24 protein-coding genes and 1 pseudogene are annotated in these 23480 nt (G+C 51.7%); 9 read left to right on the forward strand and 16 right to left on the reverse strand.

The window, feature by feature from the left end; genetic code table 11:
• From ACPGUT_RS01820 to ACPGUT_RS01830, 3 genes and pseudogenes are all read left to right on the forward strand, one after another.
• A pseudogene (locus ACPGUT_RS01820) lies at nt 1-640 on the forward strand (succinate dehydrogenase/fumarate reductase flavoprotein subunit); the annotation flags it as partial.
• An 8-nt stretch (nt 641-648) separates the two neighbouring features.
• A complete protein-coding gene (locus ACPGUT_RS01825; protein ID WP_423988538.1) occupies nt 649-969 on the forward strand; it encodes a succinate dehydrogenase in 321 nt (106 codons plus the stop codon).
• A 10-nt stretch (nt 970-979) separates the two neighbouring features.
• Entirely contained in the window at nt 980-1759 is a 780-nt protein-coding gene (locus ACPGUT_RS01830; RefSeq protein WP_107495452.1) for a succinate dehydrogenase iron-sulfur subunit, read from the forward strand.
• Nucleotides 1760-2201: 442 nt separating this feature from the next.
• Here the strand turns inward: ACPGUT_RS01830 and ACPGUT_RS01835 are convergent, their stop codons facing one another.
• The 4 genes from ACPGUT_RS01835 to ACPGUT_RS01850 form a co-directional block, all read right to left on the reverse strand.
• Entirely contained in the window at nt 2202-2519 is a 318-nt protein-coding gene (locus ACPGUT_RS01835; protein ID WP_423988539.1) for a hypothetical protein, read from the reverse strand.
• Between the two features lie 127 nt (nt 2520-2646).
• On the reverse strand, nt 2647-3351 hold the full coding sequence (gene deoD / locus ACPGUT_RS01840) for a purine-nucleoside phosphorylase (RefSeq protein ID WP_423988540.1): 705 nt from the start codon (nt 3349-3351) through the stop codon (nt 2647-2649).
• Between the two features lie 14 nt (nt 3352-3365).
• A complete protein-coding gene (locus ACPGUT_RS01845) occupies nt 3366-3692 on the reverse strand; it encodes an H-NS family nucleoid-associated regulatory protein (RefSeq protein WP_423988541.1) in 327 nt (108 codons plus the stop codon).
• A 108-nt stretch (nt 3693-3800) separates the two neighbouring features.
• Complete coding sequence (locus ACPGUT_RS01850) at nt 3801-5783, reverse strand: methylmalonyl-CoA mutase family protein (RefSeq protein WP_423988542.1); 1983 nt, start codon at nt 5781-5783, stop codon at nt 3801-3803.
• Between the two features lie 296 nt (nt 5784-6079).
• On the opposite strand from ACPGUT_RS01850, the gene ACPGUT_RS01855 reads away from it, so the two are divergent.
• The 6 genes from ACPGUT_RS01855 to ACPGUT_RS01880 all read left to right on the forward strand — a co-directional run bounded on the left by ACPGUT_RS01855 (nt 6080) and on the right by ACPGUT_RS01880 (nt 12292).
• A complete protein-coding gene (locus tag ACPGUT_RS01855; RefSeq protein ID WP_423988543.1) occupies nt 6080-7453 on the forward strand; it encodes a 1-acyl-sn-glycerol-3-phosphate acyltransferase in 1374 nt (457 codons plus the stop codon).
• Between the two features lie 158 nt (nt 7454-7611).
• Nucleotides 7612-8895: a crotonyl-CoA carboxylase/reductase gene (gene ccrA, locus ACPGUT_RS01860; RefSeq protein ID WP_423988544.1), complete on the forward strand. Its 1284-nt coding sequence runs from the start codon at nt 7612-7614 to the stop codon at nt 8893-8895.
• 212 nt (nt 8896-9107) lie between these two features.
• Nucleotides 9108-9323: a hypothetical protein gene (locus tag ACPGUT_RS01865; RefSeq protein ID WP_423988545.1), complete on the forward strand. Its 216-nt coding sequence runs from the start codon at nt 9108-9110 to the stop codon at nt 9321-9323.
• Nucleotides 9289-9981: a helix-turn-helix transcriptional regulator gene (locus ACPGUT_RS01870; RefSeq protein ID WP_423988546.1), complete on the forward strand. Its 693-nt coding sequence runs from the start codon at nt 9289-9291 to the stop codon at nt 9979-9981. Before ACPGUT_RS01865 ends, ACPGUT_RS01870 begins: the two co-directional genes overlap by 35 nt.
• 98 nt (nt 9982-10079) lie before the next feature.
• A complete protein-coding gene (locus ACPGUT_RS01875; protein ID WP_423988547.1) occupies nt 10080-10712 on the forward strand; it encodes an acyl-homoserine-lactone synthase in 633 nt (210 codons plus the stop codon).
• A 50-nt stretch (nt 10713-10762) separates the two neighbouring features.
• The gene (locus ACPGUT_RS01880) at nt 10763-12292 is read left to right on the forward strand and encodes an ATP-dependent DNA helicase (protein ID WP_423988548.1); all 1530 of its coding nucleotides are present in this window, start codon (nt 10763-10765) and stop codon (nt 12290-12292) included.
• A gap of 26 nt (nt 12293-12318) precedes the next feature.
• Here ACPGUT_RS01880 and ACPGUT_RS01885 read toward each other — a convergent pair whose 3' ends face one another.
• From ACPGUT_RS01885 to ACPGUT_RS01940, 12 genes are all read right to left on the reverse strand, one after another.
• Nucleotides 12319-13074, reverse strand: a complete 756-nt coding sequence (locus tag ACPGUT_RS01885; protein WP_423988549.1) for a TIGR02186 family protein — start codon at nt 13072-13074, stop codon at nt 12319-12321.
• Nucleotides 13074-13991, reverse strand: coding sequence for a sulfite exporter TauE/SafE family protein (locus ACPGUT_RS01890; protein ID WP_423988550.1), 918 nt, complete (start codon nt 13989-13991; stop codon nt 13074-13076). The genes ACPGUT_RS01885 and ACPGUT_RS01890 overlap by 1 nt, the downstream gene beginning before the upstream one ends.
• Before the next feature lie 155 nt (nt 13992-14146).
• A complete protein-coding gene (locus tag ACPGUT_RS01895) occupies nt 14147-15115 on the reverse strand; it encodes an ABC transporter permease (RefSeq protein ID WP_423988551.1) in 969 nt (322 codons plus the stop codon).
• Nucleotides 15115-16221, reverse strand: coding sequence for an ABC transporter permease (locus ACPGUT_RS01900; RefSeq protein WP_423988552.1), 1107 nt, complete (start codon nt 16219-16221; stop codon nt 15115-15117). The genes ACPGUT_RS01895 and ACPGUT_RS01900 overlap by 1 nt, the downstream gene beginning before the upstream one ends.
• Nucleotides 16221-17819, reverse strand: a complete 1599-nt coding sequence (locus ACPGUT_RS01905; protein ID WP_423988553.1) for an ABC transporter ATP-binding protein — start codon at nt 17817-17819, stop codon at nt 16221-16223. The genes ACPGUT_RS01900 and ACPGUT_RS01905 overlap by 1 nt, the downstream gene beginning before the upstream one ends.
• 9 nt (nt 17820-17828) lie before the next feature.
• Nucleotides 17829-18824: a BMP family lipoprotein gene (locus ACPGUT_RS01910; protein WP_423988554.1), complete on the reverse strand. Its 996-nt coding sequence runs from the start codon at nt 18822-18824 to the stop codon at nt 17829-17831.
• A 158-nt stretch (nt 18825-18982) separates the two neighbouring features.
• A complete protein-coding gene (locus ACPGUT_RS01915; RefSeq protein ID WP_423988555.1) occupies nt 18983-19399 on the reverse strand; it encodes a GNAT family N-acetyltransferase in 417 nt (138 codons plus the stop codon).
• Between the two features lie 3 nt (nt 19400-19402).
• Nucleotides 19403-19984 carry a tRNA (adenosine(37)-N6)-threonylcarbamoyltransferase complex dimerization subunit type 1 TsaB gene (gene tsaB, locus ACPGUT_RS01920; protein ID WP_423988556.1) on the reverse strand — a complete coding sequence of 194 codons (582 nt, stop codon included), beginning with the start codon at nt 19982-19984 and terminating at the stop codon, nt 19403-19405.
• The gene (locus ACPGUT_RS01925; protein ID WP_107498229.1) at nt 19985-20548 is read right to left on the reverse strand and encodes a NifU family protein; all 564 of its coding nucleotides are present in this window, start codon (nt 20546-20548) and stop codon (nt 19985-19987) included.
• Nucleotides 20549-20958: 410 nt separating this feature from the next.
• Nucleotides 20959-22212: a hypothetical protein gene (locus ACPGUT_RS01930; RefSeq protein WP_423988557.1), complete on the reverse strand. Its 1254-nt coding sequence runs from the start codon at nt 22210-22212 to the stop codon at nt 20959-20961.
• Nucleotides 22209-22766: a hypothetical protein gene (locus ACPGUT_RS01935; RefSeq protein WP_423988558.1), complete on the reverse strand. Its 558-nt coding sequence runs from the start codon at nt 22764-22766 to the stop codon at nt 22209-22211. The genes ACPGUT_RS01930 and ACPGUT_RS01935 overlap by 4 nt, the downstream gene beginning before the upstream one ends.
• Nucleotides 22763-23410, reverse strand: coding sequence for a M48 family metallopeptidase (locus ACPGUT_RS01940; protein WP_423988559.1), 648 nt, complete (start codon nt 23408-23410; stop codon nt 22763-22765). Before ACPGUT_RS01940 ends, ACPGUT_RS01935 begins: the two co-directional genes overlap by 4 nt.
• Nucleotides 23411-23480 lie beyond the last annotated feature (70 nt).

The raw sequence follows: 23480 nt of genomic DNA on the forward strand, positions 1-23480 counted from the left end.
GGGCGAAGCGGGCTGTGCTTCTGTGCATGGTGCGAACCGTCTTGGCTCCAACTCGCTGATTGACCTTGTGGTCTTTGGGCGTGCGGCTGCGATCCGCGCTGGTAAAGTTGTGGATGCGGATGCGCCAAACCCGGTTCTGAACCAGGCGTCTGTCGACAAAGCCCTGGATCGTTTCGACGGTCTGCGTCACGCCAAAGGCGGCATACCAACTGCGGAACTGCGTCTTGAGATGCAGAAAACCATGCAGGCGGATGCGGCTGTGTTCCGCGAAGCCAGCACCCTGTCTGAAGGTGTTGAGAAAATGACTGGTGTTGCCGCCAAGCTGGATGATCTGGCTGTTTCTGACCGCACCATGATCTGGAACACAGATCTGATGGAAACGCTGGAACTGACCAACCTGATGCCAAACGCCCTAGCAACGATTGTTGGCGCTGAGGCCCGTAAAGAAAGCCGTGGCGCACACGCCCATGAAGATCACCCGACACGGGATGATGAAAACTGGCGCGTGCATACCATCAGCCGAGTGGAGGGCAACAAAGTTGAATTGTCCCATCGCCCGGTTGTGACGGATCCGCTGACCACGGAAGACGAAGGCGGTATCAGCCTGAAGAAAATCGCACCAAAGGCGCGTACGTTCTAATGCGCTCTATGGCTTCATATATTGCACTGGCTGCGGTGGCTTTGACCACTGCGGGCTGTACGTTGCAGGAACAGGTCGACAACACCACACGCGCAGCGGCCCTGCGCACCGTGGTGTCCGTATCCGAGGACAAATTCCCCGGCGTGAATGTCGAACCTGTTGCGTCCTGCATCATCAATCAGGCCAGCAGCAATGAAATATTCACACTTGCCGGTGCAGCCGTCACTGGCATTAATGATTCAACCGTTGAGACCGTGGTGGAAATCGCCGCGCGCCCGGATGCTGTGAAATGCATCGCCCGGGAAAGTCTCAGCGGCATTCAGCTATAGGAGAAGACTGATGGCAGAATTCAGACTCCCCAAGAACTCCCGCATGGTGACAGGCAAGACCTGGCCCAAGCCGGAAGGCGCAACCAATGTCCGTAAATTCCAGATCTATCGCTGGAATGAAGAAGACGGCAAGAACCCACAGGTCGACACCTATTTTGTGGATCTCGACACCTGTGGTCCGATGGTTCTGGACGCGCTGATCAAGATCAAAACCGATATCGACCCGACCTTGGCTTTCCGCCGGTCTTGTCGTGAAGGTATCTGCGGGTCCTGCGCGATGAACATCGACGGCATCAACACGCTGGCCTGTATCTATGGTATGGATGAAATCAAGGGTGATGTGAAAATCTACCCGCTGCCGCATATGCCGGTGGTGCGCGATCTGATCCCGGATCTGACACATTTCTATGCGCAGCACGCCTCTATCATGCCGTGGCTTGAGACCAAGACAAACCGCCCGGCGAAAGAGTGGAAGCAGTCTATTGCAGACCGTAAAAAGCTTGATGGTCTGTATGAATGCGTGATGTGTGCGTCTTGCTCTACCTCCTGCCCAAGCTATTGGTGGAACGGCGACAAATACCTCGGCCCAGCAGCGCTGCTGCACGCTTACCGGTGGATCATTGATTCACGGGATGAAGCGACAGGTGAGCGTCTGGATGAGTTGGACGATCCGTTCAAACTGTATCGCTGCCACACCATTATGAACTGCGCCAAGACATGCCCGAAAGGCCTGAATCCGGCCAAAGCTATTGCCGAGATCAAGCAATTGCTGGTCGAACGCGCCGCGTAAAATACATCGTAATCAATAAAAGAGGTCCGCTATTTGGCGGGCCTTTTTCGTTCAGATCATCGTTGATCTTGTTTTCAGTTTCATCAGATGCAGGCAGGCATTGTAACCCCGCAGTTAACCATTATATTTCTCTGCAGTGAGTGGAGATTTTCATGCCAGTTCTTGTTTTATTATGTGTTGTTGCGGTCATATGGCTGATCTTCAGTGGACGCCTGAATGCGCGCCCCCAGGGGGGAGGGCAGGTTTTTTCAGCCCGAAAGTGTCGTTGGTCGGAAGCGCGGTTTCGCGCGAATAAAACCTCAAAACGTTGGGTTTGTTCTGCCTGTAATACGGAAGCTTTCAGCTATGACGGTAAGCCTCCAAAAGAATGTAAACGCCATCTGCGAAATACCAGCCTATAACGCAAGCGCTGCCAGAGCGCGTAAAGCAAAATACAGTGGTGTCAGCGTTGTGGGATCGAGATCAACACCCAGTCGCCGATTTGTTGCAGGGCCTCACCGCCTTCGGCCAGCCGATCTTCGATCGCCCCAGTTTCATGCGCCGGGCAGCCGATCAATAGGGCGCTGTCATCTAGATAGGGGTTGGTCAGCGCGTTTTCCCCAATTCGTTCGCAGACATCATTGCCGGTGGGGTAGGGGCGTAGGCCTTTCAAGCCAGAGGCTTCGGGGGGCGTGTATCGTGGCGTCTTGTCTGTCTCAGCAGAAACGCAGCCAGATATGGTGGTTATAGTGATGATTGCTGCGGTGATGCGTAAATTCATAAAATTCCCTCAAATACCAATTACGATTTGAGGTTAACAATGGGTGGGCCGCGTTGGAAGTAAATGTTCGGTTAAGGTAAGATGTATCAGACCGATAGCAATACGACCGGTCTGATACAGTATGATGTTAGGCGAAGGCGGCTTCCAGCGCGATTTCGACCATCTCACCAAAGCTTTTCTCGCGTTGATCTGAGGGCAGGGCTTCACCGGTTTTCAGGTGGTCTGATACAGTCAGTACAGCAAGGGCACGAACAGAATGACGGGCGGCAAGATTATAAAGTTCTGCCGCTTCCATTTCCACGCCCAGAATTCCATGACGCATCATCTGTTCATTCAGATCCGGGCGTTCATCATAGAATACATCCGAAGAATAAATCCCGCCAACATGGGTCGGCGTGCCTTTGGCCTCTGAGGCCGCAACAGCGGCTCGCAGGAGCGACCAGTCGGCGCAGGGGGCAAAGTTGATCTCTTTAAAAATGCCGCGTGAAGGGGTGGACAGCGATGTGGCTGTCATTGCGATGATGACATCCCGGATGCCAACCTGATCTTGCATGCCACCGCAAGAACCGATCCGGATCAGGGTTTTTGCCCCATAGTCCCGGATCAGCTCATTTGCATAGATCGAAAGGCTCGGCATCCCCATCCCAGAGCCCTGTATCGTAACCGGATGGCCATTCCACGTGCCGGTAAATCCGAGCATCCCCCGGACTTTGTTCACCATGCGCACATCTTTCAAAAACGTTTCCGCGGCCCATTTTGCGCGATAAGGATCGCCGGGCATCAGAACTGTTTCTGCAATGTCGCCTTTTTCTGCACCAATATGAATGGTCATCCGTGTTCCTTCCGTCAGAGCTCCATTTCTGACGGATTGATACCCCGGCTCAGCGCTTCGGTAAACCAGTTGGGTTTTCGCCCTTTACCTGTCCACGTCTGTTCCTGATCCGCAGGGTTTGCATATCTGGGTGGGGATAAAGAGCCATTGGGGCGACCGCCCCTGCGCCGTGAATTGCCGGAGATCTCATCAAGTGAGAACCCAAATTCCGATGCAGCAGCTCTTGCAGCATCAAGCGCGGCCTGGCGGTCACGTGCTTCTGCGTCTGCCAGCGCTTTGCTGACATCTTCCTGTAAAACAACTAACTCGTTACGACTAAGGGTTGATAAGTCAATATTCATTCTGAACTCCCGTCATCGTGCCCTTAATAGGACATAAATGGCAGAAGATATCAAACAATTATCGATGCAGTATTGCATCAATCCGTCTCGAATTTGAGTTATGGGGTATTACTGACCGTTTTCAACAAGGCCGATAAGATCCCCGATTATGTGATTTAACTCGAAATCTTTTGGGGTGTAAATATTTGATATTCCACTGTTTTTTAATTTTACTATATCGAGATCTGGTATAATGCCACCAACCACCAATGGGGTATCTTTAAGGCCGCACTGATTCAATTCAGATTGCAATTCTTCAATCAAGGGCAGATGGGAGCCAGAGAGAATTGACACCCCAATTACGTCAGCATTTTGGCGTTTTGCACATTCCGCAATCTCGGCGGGTGTCATTCGAATACCCTCATAGGTAATATCGATGCCACAATCACGCGCCCGAGCAGAGATCTGTTCCGCCCCATTGGAATGCCCGTCCAGCCCAGGTTTTGCCATCACCAGCTTCATCCTGCGACCAAGCTTGTCACTGACGGCATCCACTCTGGCGCGAAGTTCGTCCAACCCTTCTGTCTGGTTCGAAGGGTGCTTGCTGACACCTGTTGGGCCACGATACTGACCAAAGGCTTCACGCAACATTTCCCCCCATTCTCCGGTGGTTACGCCAGCTTTTGCCGCAGCGATGGATGGTCCCATAATGTTGGTGCCGTTCAGGGCTGCGCTGCGCAGATCCGCCAGTGCGGCCTTGACGACTGCTGGATTGCGGCCCGCGCGCCATGTTTCTAGCCGTGAAATTTGATCGGCTTCAGCTGCCTCATCAACGACCATAATTGCACCGTCTCCGGCGGTCAGCGGGCTTTCGGCACCCTCAGTCCAGCGGTTCACACCGACGACTGTGGTCTCTCCGGCTTCGATCCGCCCGATTCGCGCGGCATTGCTGTCGACCAAGCGAGATTTCATGTATTCGATTGCGCCGACGGCGCCGCCAAGTGATTCGATCTGTGCAAGCTCTGCCCGTGTACCTTCCTTCAGGGCTGCAACCTTGCGTTCAACAGCCGGGTTTTCGTCAAACAGGTCGTCGTATTCCAGTAGGTCGGTTTCATAGGCGAGGATCTGTTGCATGCGCAAAGACCATTGCTGGTCCCAGGAGCGCGGCAGGCCAAGTGCTTCGTTCCAGGCAGGCAGCTGCACTGCGCGGGCACGGGCGTTCTTCGATAATGTCACCGCGAGCATTTCGATCAAAATGCGATATACGTTGTTTTCCGGCTGTTGTTCGGTCAGGCCCAAGGAGTTCACCTGCACCCCATACCGGAAGCGGCGGAATTTCGGATCTTCGACACCGTAACGTTCATGGGTGATTTCATCCCACAGCTCAACAAAGGCGCGCATCTTGCACATTTCGGTCACGAACCGGATGCCGGCATTTACAAAGAACGAAATCCGGCCAACCATCACAGGAAATGCATCTGCAGGTACTTTTTCCTTTAGATCATCCAGCACGGCAATCGCTGTGGCGAGGGCGAAAGACAGTTCTTCTTCAGGTGTCGCGCCAGCTTCTTGCAAGTGGTATGAACAGACATTCATAGGGTTCCACTTTGGTAGATGTTCCCGCGTATATGCCGCGACATCGGTGATCATGCGCAGGCTGGGTTCCGGGGCGGTTATATATGTGCCGCGTGACAGGTATTCTTTGATCAGGTCATTTTGCACCGTGCCCTGTAGTTTGGACACATCTGCGCCCTGTTCTTCAGCGGCCGCAATGTAAAGCGCCAGCAACCAAGGTGCCGTTGCGTTGATCGTCATTGACGTGTTCATCTGTTCCAGTGGGATCTGATCGAACAGGGCGCGCATATCGCCCAAATGCCCGACAGGAACGCCCACTTTGCCAACTTCGCCACGGGATAGAACGTGGTCGCTGTCATACCCCGTCTGTGTCGGCAGGTCGAATGCCACAGAAAGCCCGGTTTGACCCTTTGCAAGGTTGTCACGATACAGCGCATTTGACGCGGCTGCGGTGGAGTGCCCGGCATAGGTGCGGAACAGCCATGGGCGTGATTTTTCAGGTGCGGTTTTCTGCGCTTGCGAAGGGGACTGGGACATCATGGCCTCACATCTAAGCCGGAATCGTATCCGGCAATTTTATTTCGTCTGTGGGTGTTTATAAGAAATTTTCAAACCCTGTCAATTCGCTGCATTGCGGCATCATGTTGACTGATCGGTTGGGAAGAAGGACGTGATATTGCTTATAAATAAGTAAACATCGGGGATTTTGGGGATAAAAGAGCGCCAATAGCTGTCTGAACCGCGTAATAAAGTTGCGTATTTATTCTGAAAAAGCATATGGCGCGATCTGGGTAATCGCTTTTATCTGACCGCATCTCACGCTATGTTACGCTATGTTTCGTACGGTTGAATTGCCTCTCTGGGCCTTAATCCTCATCCTTTTGTTCGCAGCGGTGACTTTTGCCAGTCACTTTCTGTTTCCTTCTGTACGCTGGTTTTTCCGCCGGCGGATGGAACGTGTGGTGGCAAAAGTAAATTCACGCCTGGATCGCCCGATCGAACCTTTCAAACTGGCCGAACGTCACGACATGATTCAGCGCCTGATCTATGATCCCAAGGTTTCACAGGCGATTGTCGATCACGCCCGTGAAGAAGGCGTGCCTGAAAACGTGGCCTTTGAAAGTGCCCGTCGGTATGCCCGGGAAATTGTACCGTCCTTCTCTGCGACGGCTTACTTCGGCTTTGGAACCCGGATTGCGCGTTGGCTTTCCAACCGTATTTATCGTGTAAGGCTAGGGCATTATGATGAAGCTGCGATCAAAGGGATTGATCCTGATGCGACTGTGATTTTTGTCATGAACCACCGGTCTAACATGGATTACGTGTTGGTGACTTGGCTTGCCGCAGAACGTTCTGCGCTGTCTTATGCCGTTGGTGAATGGGCGCGCGTCTGGCCTTTGCGGGCGTTGATCCGGTCCATGGGCGCCTACTTTATTCGCCGGAAAAGCCGAAACAAACTTTATCGTCGGGTCCTTGCGCGGTATGTGCAGATGGCAACTGAAGGTGGCGTGACACAGGCTGTTTTCCCTGAAGGTGGCCTGTCCTTAGATGGATCCGTTCAGCCACCAAAACTTGGGCTTTTGTCCTATATTGTCAATGATTTCGAGCCGGACAAAAACCGTGACGTTGTTTTTGTACCTATCGCAATTAACTATGACCGGGTTCTAGAAGACCGGGTTCTGATTAAGGCACATAAGCAAGGCAATCGAAAATTCGGCTTTAAAATCAGTGGCGTTTTTCGGTTCGTTTTTCGGCAGATCCGCTTTATGTTCACAGGGCGCTTTCATCGGTTTGGCTATGCTGCGGTCAGTTTTGGCAATCCCATGTCCCTGTCGCAATTTATGAAAGACGGAAATAAGGGCCCTGAGGCTGTCGGCAATGCTTTGATGGACCGTATCCGGGATGTGTTGCCGGTTCTACCGGTGCCTCTTGTTGCCACTGTTCTGTTGGATGCAAACGGGGCTGTGTCCGAGAAAGAACTGATCAGTCGGGTTTCCATTCTGATCGAAACAATTGCCCAAGACGAAGGCCATGTACATCTGCCCCGCAACTCCATCGATTATGCTGCTGAGGTAGGCCTGCGTATGTTGAAGCTGCGCAAGATGGTCCTGGAAGAAAACGGGATCTTTAGGATTGCGCCGGGTCATGAGGATGAACTATCTTTTTATGCGAATTCAATAAAACACCTGATACATCAAGAACCGTAAGGGCTATGCCGCATTGCAGAATTCGACTGCGACATAAAATTACCCATATAGCCTAAATTGGGTTGCAAAGTTACTTCGTGACTCCTATTCCATAGAAAACCGCTTGTGTGGATGTTGATTCTGCATTGCGGCAAAACTGCTGGCAAAGGAGGTCCGTTATGGCGCTCGATACCCCTGATAACATCCTGTCTTACGACGCCCCGAAAAAAGATCTGTATGAAGTGGGTGAAATGCCCCCGATGGGCCATGTGCCAAAGCAGATGTACGCTTGGGCGATCCGCCGTGAACGTCATGGCGAACCTGACAAAAGCTTTCAGTCCGAAGTTGTAGACGTTCCAACACTAGATAGCCACGAAGTGCTGGTTCTGGTGATGGCCGCTGGTGTGAACTACAACGGTATCTGGGCCGGTCTTGGTCAGCCCATTTCCCCCTTTGATGTGCACAAAGCGGATTACCATATCGCGGGTTCTGATGCGTCGGGTATCGTTTGGGCCGTCGGAGACAAGGTGAAAAGCTGGAAGGTCGGCGACGAAGTTGTCATTCACTGTAATCAGGATGATGGCGACGACGAAGAATGCAACGGTGGTGATCCGATGTATTCTCCGAGCCAACGGATCTGGGGCTATGAAACCCCTGACGGTTCATTTGCTCAGTTTACCAATGTTCAAGCGCAACAGCTTTTGCCGCGTCCAAAGCATCTGACTTGGGAAGAAAGTGCCTGTTACACGCTGACCCTTGCTACTGCATACCGCATGCTGTTTGGTCACCATCCACATGAATTAAAGCCTGGTCAGAACGTGCTGGTCTGGGGTGCGTCTGGTGGTCTGGGTTCTTTTGCGATCCAGCTGATCAATGCAGCTGGCGGCAATGCAATTGGCGTGATCTCTGAAGAAGATAAACGCGACTTTGTTATGGGGCTTGGCGCGAAAGGTGTAATCAACCGCAAAGACTTTAATTGCTGGGGGCAACTGCCGACAGTGAACACGCCAGAATATAATGACTGGTTTAAAGAAGTGCGCAAATTCGGCAAAGCCATCTGGGACATCACCGGTAAAGGCAACAATGTTGATATTGTGTTTGAACACCCAGGCGAAGCAACCTTTCCTGTGTCTACATTCGTCTGCAAAAAAGGTGGCATGGTTGTGATCTGTGCGGGTACGTCCGGTTTCAACTGTACCTTTGATGTGCGCTATCTTTGGATGCATCAGAAGCGTGTTCAGGGCAGCCACTTTGCGCATCTCAAACAGGCTGCGTCTGCAAACCGTCTAATGGTTGAACGTCGCATTGACCCCTGTATGTCTGAAGTGTTCCCGTGGGATGAAATCCCACAGGCGCATATCAAAATGCTGCGCAACCAGCATAAGCCGGGCAATATGGCGGTTCTGGTGCAATCTCCGCGGACAGGCCTGCGTACTTTGGAAGATGTTCTCGAGACAGAGTGATAATCTTTAAGATACCTGTGATTCGGCGCCCTTTGTGGCGCCGTTTTGCGTTTTGAGCGAAATTTTTTTGAAAAAGGTGATTGTGATTATAATGCTTTATAAACAGGGCCCTCACTATTTTCGGGGAGTTGAAAGCTGTGAGTTTGTAGAAAAAAGAACTCGTGCTAAGGTTGTGTTAAGGTTTTGTTAACTACAGAAGAAGAGAGTCTATTATGAAAAATGACTGGATACTGGATGTTCTGACAGATCTGAAATCATTTGCATTGCAAAACGGTCTTAATGCGTTGTCTGAACAGCTGGATGATACGACTTTGATTGCCGCGTCTGAGTTGGCAAATCAGGGCAGAGGAGAGTGGAATCAAACCTTCGGGAACATCAATTCGCCTGGAAAGGTTGATCGATTCAGTTCTACAGGCTCAAACGCTTGAGGAACTGCAGGCCCTTATTATCGGCCTGCGAGATTTATATGAAGTTGAACATCTGATCTACCACTCAGTGAACAGCACAGGTCAGCAATATGCAGCTTTGACATATGACGGAGCCTGGGTTGAGCGGTATATCTCTGAGGGGCTAGAGCGTGTCGACCCTGTGGTTCAGGGGTGTTATCAGCGGTTTCACCCGGTTGACTGGAAGCAGCTTGACTGGTCCCCAAAATCAGCCCGTCATTTTCTGGAAGAAGCGTCCGGTGCGGGCGTGGGCAATCAGGGGCTATCGGTGCCTATTCGTGGTCCAAGTGGTCAGTTTGCCCTGTTTACGGTGAACCATCGTTGCAGCGACGCCGATTGGGAAAAATTCAGCCAGAATTCTGTAAAAGATTTGTTGTTGGTGTCACATTACGTGAACCAAAAGGCGCTGGAATTGGAACGTGGCACCGATGTGGTTCCTGGCCAGGCCCTGTCGCCACGTGAAACGGATGCTTTGACGATGCTTGCACTGGGTTACAGTCGCGCAAGGGCAGCAGAGCGACTGTCCATTTCCGAACATACGTTGCGTGTCTATATAGAAGGTGCGCGTTTCAAGCTTGGCGCGATGAACACAACCCATGCCGTGGCGCGCGCCCTTGTGAAAGGCTTACTTGTTGTCTGAATAACTAACGGAACATTAAAGCGACGCACCGGGGATTTACCCCAAATTTCAGGGACTTCCATCTGATGATTGCCAGTTACGCAATCACGGAGGTCCTCATGCTTAGATATCTTTATGCCGATGAACTTGTTTCATACCCGAAACTTCGCGACACAATGTTTCGGGATCGCGCCGATCAGTTCAAAGGGCGGCTTGGGTGGGATGTTCACGTGAACCGCATGGGGGAAGAACGCGATGAATATGATCTGATGAATCCACTGTACGTCATCTGGCAGCAAGCGGATGGCAGCCACGGTGGATCGATGCGATTTCTGCCAACAACAGGGCGCACGATGGTGAATGATCATTTTCAGGATCTCAGTGATGGGGTGAAAATAGAGAGCCCTCTGATCTGGGAATGCACGCGATTTTGCCTTGGTGCGAATGCTTCCGCTAGGGTGTCTGGAGCCTTGATGCTTGGAGGTCTTGAGCTGGGACTTGGCCATCATCTGACACATGCTGTCGGGGTCTTTGATCATCGGATGGTTCGGGTGTATCGCCGCTTGGGGTGGGGACCAACGGTGATGGGCAGTTCGGGCCAAGGGCGGGACGCGATCAGCGTAGGCTTGTGGGAATTTTCTGCGGATATTCGCCATAATCTGCTGCAACGCACGGGGATTGGTAGAGAGGTTTCGCAGCATTGGTACGACCGCGCCTTTGGTGGTTTCCAACAGCGTCCGAAATCTGCCTGACCCGGATTATGGGGCTGGCATGTCCTGGGGCGGGCCTGTAGGTTCGCCTCATGAATACTCCCGCCAAAATCACCCTTTCTGACGACCAGGCCGAAGCCTGGGACAGGCTGACCGATCTGCTGACATCTGCCGGTGTGAACCTTTCGGATTCACTGCTTATGCCGCCATCCGATGACAAAAGTCAGGTCATGGCCATTATGGGGAAAGCGGGTTCTGGTAAAACCTTGTTGCTGGCTGAGTTTTACAAAGCGCTGGAAGAGGCAGGCGTAAAGATCGTTTCCGGCGATTATGAAGGCAAACGCAAGAAAGATCAGCGTACCCTGGCCATTCTGGCCCCAACAAACAAAGCGGCAAGTGTCCTGCGCAACCGTGGCGTGCCTGCGACAACAATTCACCGTATTCTTTATACGCCTGTTTATGATCCGGAATATGAAAAGATTGCGGATTGGTTGGCAGGTGAAGGTGAAAAGCCGGAAATTGAAGGGCTGACAGAGGCAGCGCTGGACCGGGCATATGAATTCTACCAAGCGAATAAATCTATCCCGGGGGCTTTGGCCGTTGCGGGGCTACGTGGATCAGATTTTATTACGGGTTGGAAACGGCGTGATGACCCCTTGGATATTGGTTTTATTGATGAAAGCTCAATGCTGGATGAACGTCAGTTCGAAGATCTAAAAGAGATTTTCCCAACGCTTGTTTTGTTTGGTGACCCGGCTCAGCTGGCGCCTGTTGGGCAATCTGGTGAGATGGTTTTTGATCGCCTTGCCGATAAGTATAAGCTGGAGCTTTCACGGGTTCACCGGCAGAAAGCTGACAGTCCGATCCTGGATCTTGCCCATGCGCTTGCGGATCCGCAGCTGTCGTTTCAGGATTTTGAGACTATGGTTTCAGAAGCCGCGCAAAAGGATGACCGGGTCATTCTGGCCCAACGTGTGGAAAGCGATCTGATGGCACGTAGCCCCGTGCTGGTATGGCGCAATGCGACGCGGATCAAATTGATCCAAGCGTTTCGCGCCGCGCATATGGCCCCACCGGACGAATTATTGGCCGGGGAACCTCTGATCTGCGATGGGATCGAGCTGCCAGCGAAACATCGGAAAAAACGAATTGACCTAGAAGCACGCGGTTTGATCAAAGGTGCCCAGGTGGTCTATCTCGGCCCTGGGCGTAAGCCGGGCTTTTCACGGTTGCATGTGATGGGGGCAGAAGACCCACAGGTGTCTGCGGCTTCTATCGTGAAGATTGAAATTCCCGACGAAGAAGAACCTTTCATTCCCTATGCGGCCCGTATGGGTGCAGCGTTCCTTCATGGGGCTGCGGTGACAATTCACAAAGCGCAGGGATCGCAATGGGAAAACGTGCAAGTGTTTGCGCCAGATTTGTTCGTAGCAGCCCGTATGGGCCGCGTTGAGGCAGGTCAACCACTGTGGAAACGTCTTGCCTATGTGGCAATCACACGCGCGCAGGAACGGCTGTACTGGGTTGTGCGCAACCGCCTTGCCCGACCGTCACATGATCTGATCGTGGATGACCTGAAACCTGCGCCAGCGACTTTGACGCTGACATCGGAAGACCCGTGACCCCCGGCTTCTTCAGAAGGGTTCTATCAGGATTTGATATAGCGGAAGACTGCGGATGCGCTCCAGCCGGCTGCGATGGCAATGAAAAGTGACAGCAGGCCATAGATAAGCGGGCGTTCATGGGCGAGATTGTAGATCCAACGTTCCAGGCCAACTTTGCTGACATCAATACTGACATTATGGGTGTCAACAACTTTGCCACTACGTGTCAGGAAAATGCGCGCGGTATAGTCGCCTTCCACAAGGTTGGAGGGCAGCGCAATTGAAGTTGCAAACAAGGTTTCTTCAGATAGGTCAACGTCACCTTCCAACAACTGATATAGCCCGTTTTCATTACGGATGCGGATAATCGCTTCGGAGAAATCCTGAGGGTTATCTGTTGCAAAAGTGGTGCCAACGGTCTGGACCGCGCGTTCGATAGAAATGCGGTGTTCCAAGTCTTCAACATCAGTGAGAACATTGGTTAAGGGACCGGTTGTTGCGACGGCATAAAAGCTTGGGGCCTGATCGACGATCACACTGTCCACATTCACCCAGATGCCGTATCGGCGATCCTTACGACGAACTGTCAGAGGTTCGGATGGTCCGGCTACAGCGATGATGACATCAAGCGGGCCGTCGGGCAGCGGGCTTTCGCGTTTAACCGCGCCAAAGATCAGGATTTCTGAACCGTCAAAATTTGCGGTGATCGATACGCGGTTTTGCGACAGGCCTGCAACAACCTCTTCCGCGCGGGCGGGCAGGGCGAACAACAGGCAAAGACAGGCAATACGGAAAAACATCAGTGGCCTCCGGCCGCGCCAAGTGAGTATAGCTCAGACGGTTGAATAAGCAGGTCCAGCGCCAGTTTTCCACAAACGCCAAGCACCATCAGGGCCAGAAGAATGCGCAACTGTTCAGCCTTCATCTTTACGCCAATACGTGTGCCGATTTGTGCGCCGACAACGCCACCAACCAGCAACAGAACCGCAAGGGCCATATCCACTGTATAGTTGGTTGTTGCGTGCAAAAGTGTTGTGAAAGCGGTCACAAAAATAATCTGAAACAGCGACGTACCCACAACCACTTTGGTGGGCATGCCGAGCAGATAGATCATCGCGGGCACCATGATGAAACCACCACCAACGCCCATAATGGCCGCCAACACGCCAACAAAGAGACCAACGATGAGGGGCGGGAAGACAGAAATATACAAGCCGGATGTACGGAATTTCATCTTCATCGGAAGATTGTGAATCCAGTTGTGTTTTTTGCGGGTCGGGACGGCACCTGGTTTCTTGGATCTTAGGATTGCTTTGGCGCTTTCCATAAACATCAAACCACCAATGATGCCGAGGAACACAACATAACAAAGCTTTACCAGCAGATCGACTTGGCCCGCGCTTTTTAGCATGTTGAAAAGCTGCACACCTAAGGCGGCCCCGACAAGGCCACCGATCAGCAACACTGTTCCCATCCTTAAGTCGACGGTCTTTCGCTTAAAGTGGGCCAGAACGCCGGAAAAAGATGAAGCAACAATTTGGTTCGCCTCGGTTGCGACAGCAACTGCGGGGGGAATACCAATGAAGAAAAGAAGCGGTGTCATCAGAAAACCACCGCCAACACCAAACATGCCGGACAAAATACCAACAAGCCCGCCCAAACCAAGGAGCAGGAAAGCATTAACGGAGACTTCGGCGATAGGTAGATAAATCTGCATGTCCACCCATAGCCCGGAACTTATTCCGAACTCAACGCCTATGGTGGTCTGTAAACACAAAAACAGGGGGGAAAATCCCCCCTGGCCTTATCATTTTTTGTTGCCTGGTCTTAACCAGTTGCCAAATATGCCCATCATACAGCTTTTGCGTGTGATCAGCGTTCCTTCACATAGGGTTCGCCCCCTGCTTTTGGTGGAATGGCTTTGCCAATGAAGCCTGCAAGAATCACCACGGTCAGAATGTAAGGCAGAGCCTGCATGAATTGCACAGGGATCTCGAACGCACCAATTTCGATGGACTGATAACGGTTGGCAATGGCTTCAAGAAGCCCAAACAGGAAACAGGCCATCAGCGCCTGAACTGGACGCCATTTTGCAAAGATCAGTGCTGCCAGCGCAATAAAGCCACGCCCTGCGGACATGTCTTTTACGAAACCGGCAGCCAGCCCTGTGGAAAGATACGCACCGGCAAGACCGCATAGAACGCCACAGATGATCACGGCAGAATAACGTAGCTTTACCACTGAAATTCCGGCTGTATCTACGGCCCCGGGGTTTTCACCCACGGCCCGCAGGCGTAGGCCAAAACGAGTGCGGAACAGTACATACCAAGACAAAGGCACGATCAGTAAGGCCAAATAGACAAGGAATGTGTGTCCCGAGATCAGCTCGGCATAGACAGGGCCAATCAACGGCACGTCTTGCAGTACATCCGCAACGGGCCATTCAAGGTTGGAAAAGCGTCCACTGCCGTTTAGTGGCGGTGTACGTCCACCAAGTCCGAACCATGCCTGACCGATCACAACGGTGAGACCTGCAGCCAGAAAGTTGATCGCCACCCCGGAAATCAGTTGGTCGCCGCGGAAAGTGATCGATGCTACGCCATGGATTAGGGCCAGAACAACAGAAATCCCGATGCCAGAAAACAGGCCGAGCCAGACGTTTCCGGTTGCAGCCGCCACAGCCGCCGACAGGAACGCCGCAGCAAGCATTTTCCCTTCAAGGCCAATGTCGAAGATCCCGCCACGTTCAGAAAACAAACCTGCGAGGCATGCCAAAAGCAGTGGGATCGCCAGACGTACAGCACTGTCGGAGATCTGGATGATTGTGTCAAAAAGTTCCATCAGGCTGCTCCGTTCTTAGTGGGTTTACGCAGGACGAGGAATAGGTTTTCGAGTGGGCGACGTATCATGCCGTCAAGCGCGCCGGTAAACAGGATCACAAGGCCTTGGATCACGGTCACCAGTTCACGCGGGATACCTTCCCAGAGGGACAGTTCGCCACCGCCTTGATAGAGAAAACCAAACAGGATTGATGCCAAGATCACGCCAATTGGGTGACTGCGGCCCATCAGGGCCACCGCGATACCAATGAAGCCTGCGCCTTCTGTTGCATTCAGGATCAAGCGTTCGCTTTCGCCCATCACGTTATTGATCGCCATCATGCCCGCAAGACCACCGGAAATCAGCATCGCGATGACAGTGATCTTCAGAGGGGAAATGCCCGCATATTCTGCACCGCGTTCGGATTGCCCAAAGGCACGCATAGCAAAGCCCAGGCGCGTGTGCCACATCAGAACCCAGAAGCCAAATGCACAGATCAGAGCAACAAAGAAGCTGACGTTCACTGGCGCATGCTTGAAGATGTTCAGACCAAAGATCGCGAAGATCTCGTTAAAGGTTGGGAGATGCGCACCTGCGGGGAAATTGGCCGAAGCTGGGTCCATGCTGCCAGGGACTTTCAGCACTTCGACCAGCAGATAGCCGATCAAGGCCGCCGCGATGAAGTTGAACATGATCGTAGTGATCACGATGTGGCTGCCGCGTTTGGCTTGCAAATACGCAGGAATTAACGCCCACGCGGCGCCAAAAACGGCACCACCGATAGCCGCAGCCGGTAGGGCGATTAGCCAATGTGGCCAGTCGATGGCAAGACAGACAAGGGCGACGCCAAGACCGCCCAGCAAAGCCTGGCCTTCACCACCGATATTGAAGATTCGGGCGTGAAACGCGACAGCAACAGCAAGCCCCGTGAACATAAAGTTCGTGGCGTAATACAGCGTATATCCAAGGCCGGTTGTGCTACCGAAAGCGCCATCGATCATGGTGTTAATTGCGACAATCGGATCTTTACCAATTGCCAAAATCACAAGTCCGGAGACCAGAAACGCAAGCAAGAGATTGATTAGCGGGATCAAAACGATATCCGCCCATTTTGGCAGTTTCTGCATTATGCTGCCCCCCCGTTTGCATTTGTATTCATACCTGCCATCAGCAGGCCAAGTTCTTTTTCGTCGGTGTTTTCAGGCTGGCGTTCGCCCATGATCTGACCGTCAAACATCACCGCAATCCGATCTGACAGAGACAGGATTTCTTCCAACTCAACAGACACCAATAAGATTGCTTTGCCCTGATCGCGCAGTTCAATGATCTGTTGGTGGATAAACTCAATCGCGCCCACATCAACACCACGGGTTGGCTGACCAATCAGCAGCAGATCTGGGTTGCGAGAAATCTCACGCGCCAGAACAATCTTTTGTTGGTTGCCGCCGGAAAAGTTGCGTGCATGTAAGCTTGGATGTGGCGGACGCACGTCGAACTGTTCCATGTGTTCGGCACAGGTTTGGCGGATGGCTGCGTTATCCATCAAGATCTTACCGTTATATTCCGGTTCATTGTGATAGCCGAACGCTGTGTTTTCCCAGGCAGAGAATTCCAGAATCAAACCTTCACGGTGGCGATCTTCCGGCACATGTGCGATCCCCCGGTGTCGGCGGCTTTGTCCGTCAGAATGCTTGCCTGTCAGGTCCAATGCCTGGTCATTCAGTTTAACAGAACCGGTGGCATTACGATAGCCGCCCAAGACTTCCATCAGTTCAGATTGACCATTGCCAGAAACGCCTGCAATGCCAAGGATTTCACCCGCGCGGATGTTTAAATCAATCCCCTTCAGGCGGCGTACACCTGCGCTGTCGACGACTTCAAGATTTTGAATCTCAAGGATATTATCCTTGGGTGCAGCAGGCGTTTTGTCGACTTGCAACAATACCTTCCGGCCCACCATACGTTCGGCCAGATCTTCCGGAGATGTCGTCGACGTTGGGATTGTGCCCTTCATTTCGCCACGGCGCATCACGGAAACGCTGTCTGTCACATCCATGATCTCACGCAGTTTATGTGTGATTAGAAGGATGGTTTTACCTTCGTTTTTCAGATTGCGTAGAATACGGAACAGATGATCAGCCTCGGCCGGGGTTAGAACACCAGTGGGTTCATCTAGGATCAGAATTTCTGCTTTGCGATACAGGGCTTTCAGGATCTCAACACGCTGTTGATGCCCAACTGACAGATCCTGAATCAAAGCATCCGGATCAACGTCAAGTTCGTATTCTTTTGCAAGTTGTGTCAGAGACTTGCGCGCTTTGGAAAGAGATGGCGTCAGGCGCGGGCCGTCTTCGGCACCCAGCACGACGTTTTCCAAAACCGTAAAATTTTCAACCAGCTTAAAGTGCTGATGTACCATGCCGATGCCCGCGCGGATTGCGGCCTGACTGTCTGGAATAGGGGTCAGCTTCCCATCAATCCGGATGTCACCTTCATCGGCTTTATAAAAACCATACAGGATCGACATCAACGTGGATTTCCCCGCGCCATTTTCACCGACGATCCCGTGGATCGCACCTTTGGCAACGGAAATTGTGATGTCTTTGTTCGCCTGCACCGGACCGAAGGCTTTGGAAATGCCTTTCAGTTCAATCGCGGGGGGCAGGGTGGCGGATGTGGCTGGAGCGGCAGTTGCCTGCCGCTCCTCATTTACAGAACTCTGCATGGGTTAACCTTAGTTAACCGGGCAGGATTCATCAGACATATAGTCGTGAACAACGACTTCGCCTGCGATGATTTTTGCACTGGCTTCTGCAACGGCCGCACGCATTTCCTCAGTCAGCAGAGATTCGTTGAATTCATCCAGAGAGAAACCAACACCATCGTTGTCCAGACCCATCGCAAGCGTCACGCCTGTTTCCAGCTCTTCGCCAGCAGTGAAGACGTCATAGACAGCGTTATCAACGCGTTTCAGCATAGATGTCAGAACAGAACCCGGGTGCAGGTGGTTTTGGTTGCTGTCAACACCAATGGAAAGCACGCCTTCGTCAGCTGCCGTCTGCAGAACACCAAGACCGGTACCGCCAGCAGCGGCAAAGATCACGTCAGCGCCCTGAGAAATCTGTGCGCGGGTCAATTCGCCGCCTTTTACCGGGTCATTCCATGCGGCAGGGGTGGTGCCGGTCATGTTCTGCACAACAGTCGCGTCAGGGTTGGCAGCTTTTGCGCCCTGGGCGTAGCCACATGCGAACTTAGAGATCAGTGGGATATCCATACCGCCAATGAAGCCAACAGTGCCGGATTCAGACGCCATCGCCGCCAGCATACCAACCAGGTAAGAACCTTCATGTTCCGCAAATGCGATTTGACGGATGTTGTCACCAGACAGCCAGTTTACGTCGATGATTGCGAATTTGGTGTCCGGGAATTCCTGAGAAACGGTTTCCAGTGCGGATGCAAAACCAAAGCCCGCCATGACGATTGGGTTTGCGCCACGTTCTGCAAAGCGACGCAGGGCCTGTTCACGCTGCGCTTCGGACTGGATCTCAACTTCAAGGAAGGAGCCGCCAGTTTCTTCTGCCCAACGTGTAGCGCCGTTAAAAGCGGCTTCGTTGAAGGATTTGTCGAATTTGCCGCCAAGGTCAAAAATGATGGCAGGGTCAGCAACGGCAGCAGCAGTGGAAATTGCAAGGGTGGCAGCTGCGCCAAGGAATGTCCGCATCAGGGTCATAGGTCTCTCCCGGTTTATTATTCTGGCTGTCTGTCATAATTGCAAACAGCGTTCTGATTAAGCAGATCTTCAGATCATCCGCAATTAAGGCCGTTTCAGGGCCTGGCGGTCAACTGCTTTTTGGAGTTTTGCCCCCAATTGGCGAAAGCATTCCGTAATTATCGGGAAAGCGGACGGGAAAACACCAGCGCATCCTGTTTTTGCCCGTCAGGTGTCGTGTAATACTTGGGACGTTTGCCCGTTTGAGTATAACCTGACCCAAGGTAAAGTGCGATTGCAGCTGTGTTATTGGCGGCAACTTCAAGGAATGATTCTTCTGCGCCCTGATCCCGCATGGCATCGTGATACTGCGCGACAAGAGTACGCCCTATACCGGTTTTGCGGGCCTCTGGTGCGACTGCAATTGTTAAAAGTTCCGCCTCAGGTCCGGCTATGCGGCCAAGGATAAACCCTCGTGTATCCCCGGCAAAAATGATGCCTCGGCTCTCCAGGAGATTGGCGAATTCCATCGCGCTCCAGGGGCGTGGGGTTTCGAAACAACGTGCGTGCAGTTGGGCCAGATCCTTCGGGGTCATGTATCACCCGACAATTTGTGGGAGCGGATCTTTGGGCGGGGCGGCATCAGCAGCACGAATGTACAGTGGTGCCGGGCGTTCCTGTGTGTCGGATGCCGATGCAATCCGTGCGATCCGAACGGCTATTTCAGTCGGGGGTAACGAACTGAACTCAAAGCTACTCAGGTTGTTATCGGCCAAATCGGCCCGCGGTATGAGCACAGGTGCGTCTTGTCCACTTTCAAGGCAATACACCTGATCGCGTGGTGCATTGACCAGCGCACGGCAGGGGACGGGGGCACCTAAGGCAGCAACTTCAAAGCCGTTCACGCCAACCGCAGGAATATTCAAGGATAGGCCCAGACCCCGGGCGGCAGAAACTGCGATGCGGATCCCAGTGAAGTTTCCGGGACCGATGCCTACACCAATACGATCCAAGTCTTGCCAGGATTTCCCTGAAATAGACAACATTTCTTCGATCATGGGCATCAGGTGTTCTGCCTGGCCTTTCGCCATGAGGTCAGCCTGTACGGCCAGAACGTCATCGCCGGACAGCAAAGCGGCCGCGACATGCGCGGCCGAAGTATCAAACCCCAAGGTCAGCATTTACGCGGCGACCGGACGTACTTCAGTCACTTCGGGGATGTAGTGACGCAACAGGTTTTCAATGCCCATTTTTAGGGTCAGAGACGCAGAGGGACAACCAGCACAAGCGCCCTGCATATGCAAGTAAACCACACCGCGATCAAATCCGTGAAATGTGATATCACCACCGTCCTGTGCGACAGCCGGGCGTACCCGTGTATCCAGAAGGTCTTTGATCTGGTTCACGATTTCTGCATCTTCCCCGGTATGTTCAGCGTGTCCGGTAGAGGCCACAGCTTCGCCCGCCATAACTGGTTGGCCAGACTGAAAATGTTCCATGATCGCGCCAAGAATTGCTGGTTTGATATGGTTCCAGTCGGTGGCGTCATCTTTGGTGACAGTCACAAATTCATGACCGAAAAATACGCCCGAGACCCCGGAAACTGTGAAAATACGTTGCGCAAGTGGCGAGCTTGCAGCGGCTTCTGCAGATGGAAAGTCCGCGGTGCCTGAGGGCAAAACTGTCTGACCCGGTAGAAATTTCAGGGTCGCGGGGTTTGGCGTGGATTCAGTCTGAATAAACATAGGGCGCTCCGTTGTTGGTTCAGATATGCGCCTGCGAAAGAGAAGTGTCAAGTTTTGGAATGATTCTAAGTAATGCGTAGGCTGTGTTTAAGCTTAATAGATTTACCAAAACAAAATGAGAAATCAGATCAGTTGCGGATCGGTAGTAGTTCAGGTTTTGTAGAGAGATGGTGCTGTGAGGGAGGATTGAACTCCCGACCTCGTCATTACCAATACATAAACGGTTAACATTTCACAAGTAAAATCAATAGAATGTGAGTACTGCACTAACTATGCGCTAGTAAATGCATTTCGCGATTTTAAAGTCAAAAACTTATCTTGGGCATAAATCGCATATATCAATCCGCCCCTTAGGAGGGAGTTAATGGATAGATTAATTTGTTTTTAATCAATGACTTAATTTTGCCGTGCTAGGGCTGTGCTAATCTTGCCGCTGAAATTAGGGGTTTACAGGCGATCCAGCTTTTTGAAAGTAAATCCAATGACTTGGCGGATTTCATAGCTTCACAAGCTTCATGCTTAAACACGACACCAATCTGAAATTGATAGTTCGAGCCTTTGTGCAAGAACGCATTATAAAGGGAGTCAAACCACTGAGGTTGATATTTAGGCCCATCAACTGATGCAAATGCAGTCCGTAGATCGAAGTTTAACGAGGCGTCAACAAATGGAACTGACCTTTGTGATGGATACCGTCGTTGAACACCCCTCATTGTGGGTACAGCCGAAGGTTCAGCGGAAAGTACTGGTTGTAGGTTTTCCAATACTTGCGCACACAAAGCGCGAAAACCGTCTAAACCTAGTTTCTTAAGTGCCTTTTTGGGTTTGGATGCTAGCCCATTAGGTATAGTTACCATCGCCTCAACCCCGTTTACGCCTAGCCCAACAGTTAAGTGCATGAAGCCTGTGAAATTTGGGGTATCCAAGCCACTGGTCATTGCGAGATAATCCCAAACACTCTGTTCGGATTTGCCAGTGATAGCGCCACGACCGTTGTCATTTGGGTCCATATTAAGCTGTTCAGCAAGATCGTTCCTGCTTCTAAGTTCACGCATGGCCTTCCGCAGTTCCGCTTTTGCAACCAAGTAGCTGTATCCATCTTCATAGCTGGAAAAGCCGTCGAATTTGGTAATCTCAGCGTTACCAAGTGTACCCTGTTCCAACATTCTTGCCTCCAATACTTCGAAATACTCGGCTGCGTGTTTTGCCCATGTGCCTGTTGTGGCATGCCTTCGTAGCCAAACGTAGATTTCCGACCAAAGCAGCTCGGTCCAACCATCGGTTTTCGTCTGATCTTGCTCACCTACTACAGTAAAGTAGTACGCATCTTCGAACCCTAATTGATTGGCCACACGTTGATGCCCACGCAGTTGCGTTGTTGTCAGGTTGGCGGTGATTTTCGCCTCAAACACCAGTGCAAAACCTTCATCGTCAAAAATCCATGCATCTGGAATGTTACGAGAAACAACTTCAGTGTCGTCATACAGCCTAGCAAACGGGTATTTTTGCACCGACAACCGTAGATTGGAGGTTTTCGGCGCGGTCACGCAGCAAATATCTTTGACGAATGATCGCAGGAGTGTTTGGTCATTCTCTAAGGCGCTGAACAACGCATGGGTCAGTTGGTTTTCGGCTTGGGAGTAGTGATCGAAAACGTTTCTCACTCTTTGCTACCCATCTTAGCAATGGAGGCAAGATAACTCAGGTTCATAATGGGCTTAGGGAAAGCAACCGCCAGAGCGATAACAATTATCGCAATGGATTTGGGAGATGGGAAGGATGTATTCCGTGTCTTTTTATTGCCTACACCAAAATATCTGCCTTTATGATAGCATTCTTCCAATGAAGATAGTGCATCAAAAACCTCCTCACTGGTTGCCCCTAGCATATCGATATTGTGTGCGATGACCGGCTCCATTTCGATTAATGCGCGAAGACCAGATTGAAATTTGTGTTGCTTTCCCTTGTCCATGAGATGCAATGACTGAAGCAAGGTCTTTAGAAGTAGTTCAAAGCCGTGTGCAAGATTGAACGCTCCAACAAACAAGCTTCCAGAATTGGCCACTTTTTCTTGAACTGAACCAGTTGAGAGCTCTTTTTGTGCTTTAATGTAAACTTCATACCCCACAGAAAAATAGCTATCAGCCAATAACAGGTTCATATCTTCGCCCGATAAGTCCAGCGTTTTGGTTGAAATTTGTAAATTTCTCACGCTCATTTAAGGGGCACCATCCGATATCCCAGCATGTGTTCGTTCTCATCTAGCCAAGCTTTGGCATTCTCAAAATCGCCATGCAAACCGCGCACCACGTCCCAAAATGCCTTAGTGTGGTTCCGTTCAATGAGGTGGCTAACCTCATGTGCTATTGCGTATTGCATGACCTTCTTTGGTGCGAATATCAGGTGCCAGTCCAAGCTAACCGTTCCATTGGCACCACAACTGCCCCACATGGTTTGCAGTTCTTGAACACGCAGTTTTAGTGGGCCTTTGCCCAACGCCTTTGAATGGCGGTTTCCGATGGCTTTGGCTTCGGATTTCAGGCGATCAATAAGCCAACGATGCAACGCACGTTCAACCATTTGATCATCAGCTTCTAAGGGGCAGGCAATGTCGAACCCGCCAGAATATCGAACCGAAACATAGGACTTGTCATGTTGGGACACTGAAAGCTTGGCCAAACGACCCCAGTAAGGAATTTTTGCGCCAGTGCGAAACCTGACCACTTTGTGCGTTTCCGCCAGTTTTCGCTGAAAATCTTGGTGGTTGGAGATGATCCACTTGCGTTTGGAATGAAGGGCTTTTTCCAACTTGGTTGGCTCCAACCCCGCTGGAGCTGTGACAGCCATGCCATCCAGCGTCATTTTCAGATGGACCCGTGTTGCAGTCTCACTGTGGTGCAAGCTGTACGGTACTGACGTTTGCCCTAACTGG

Origin of the sequence: Halocynthiibacter sp. (assembly GCF_049608145.1) — a bacterium.
Taxonomy (GTDB): domain Bacteria; phylum Pseudomonadota; class Alphaproteobacteria; order Rhodobacterales; family Rhodobacteraceae; genus Halocynthiibacter.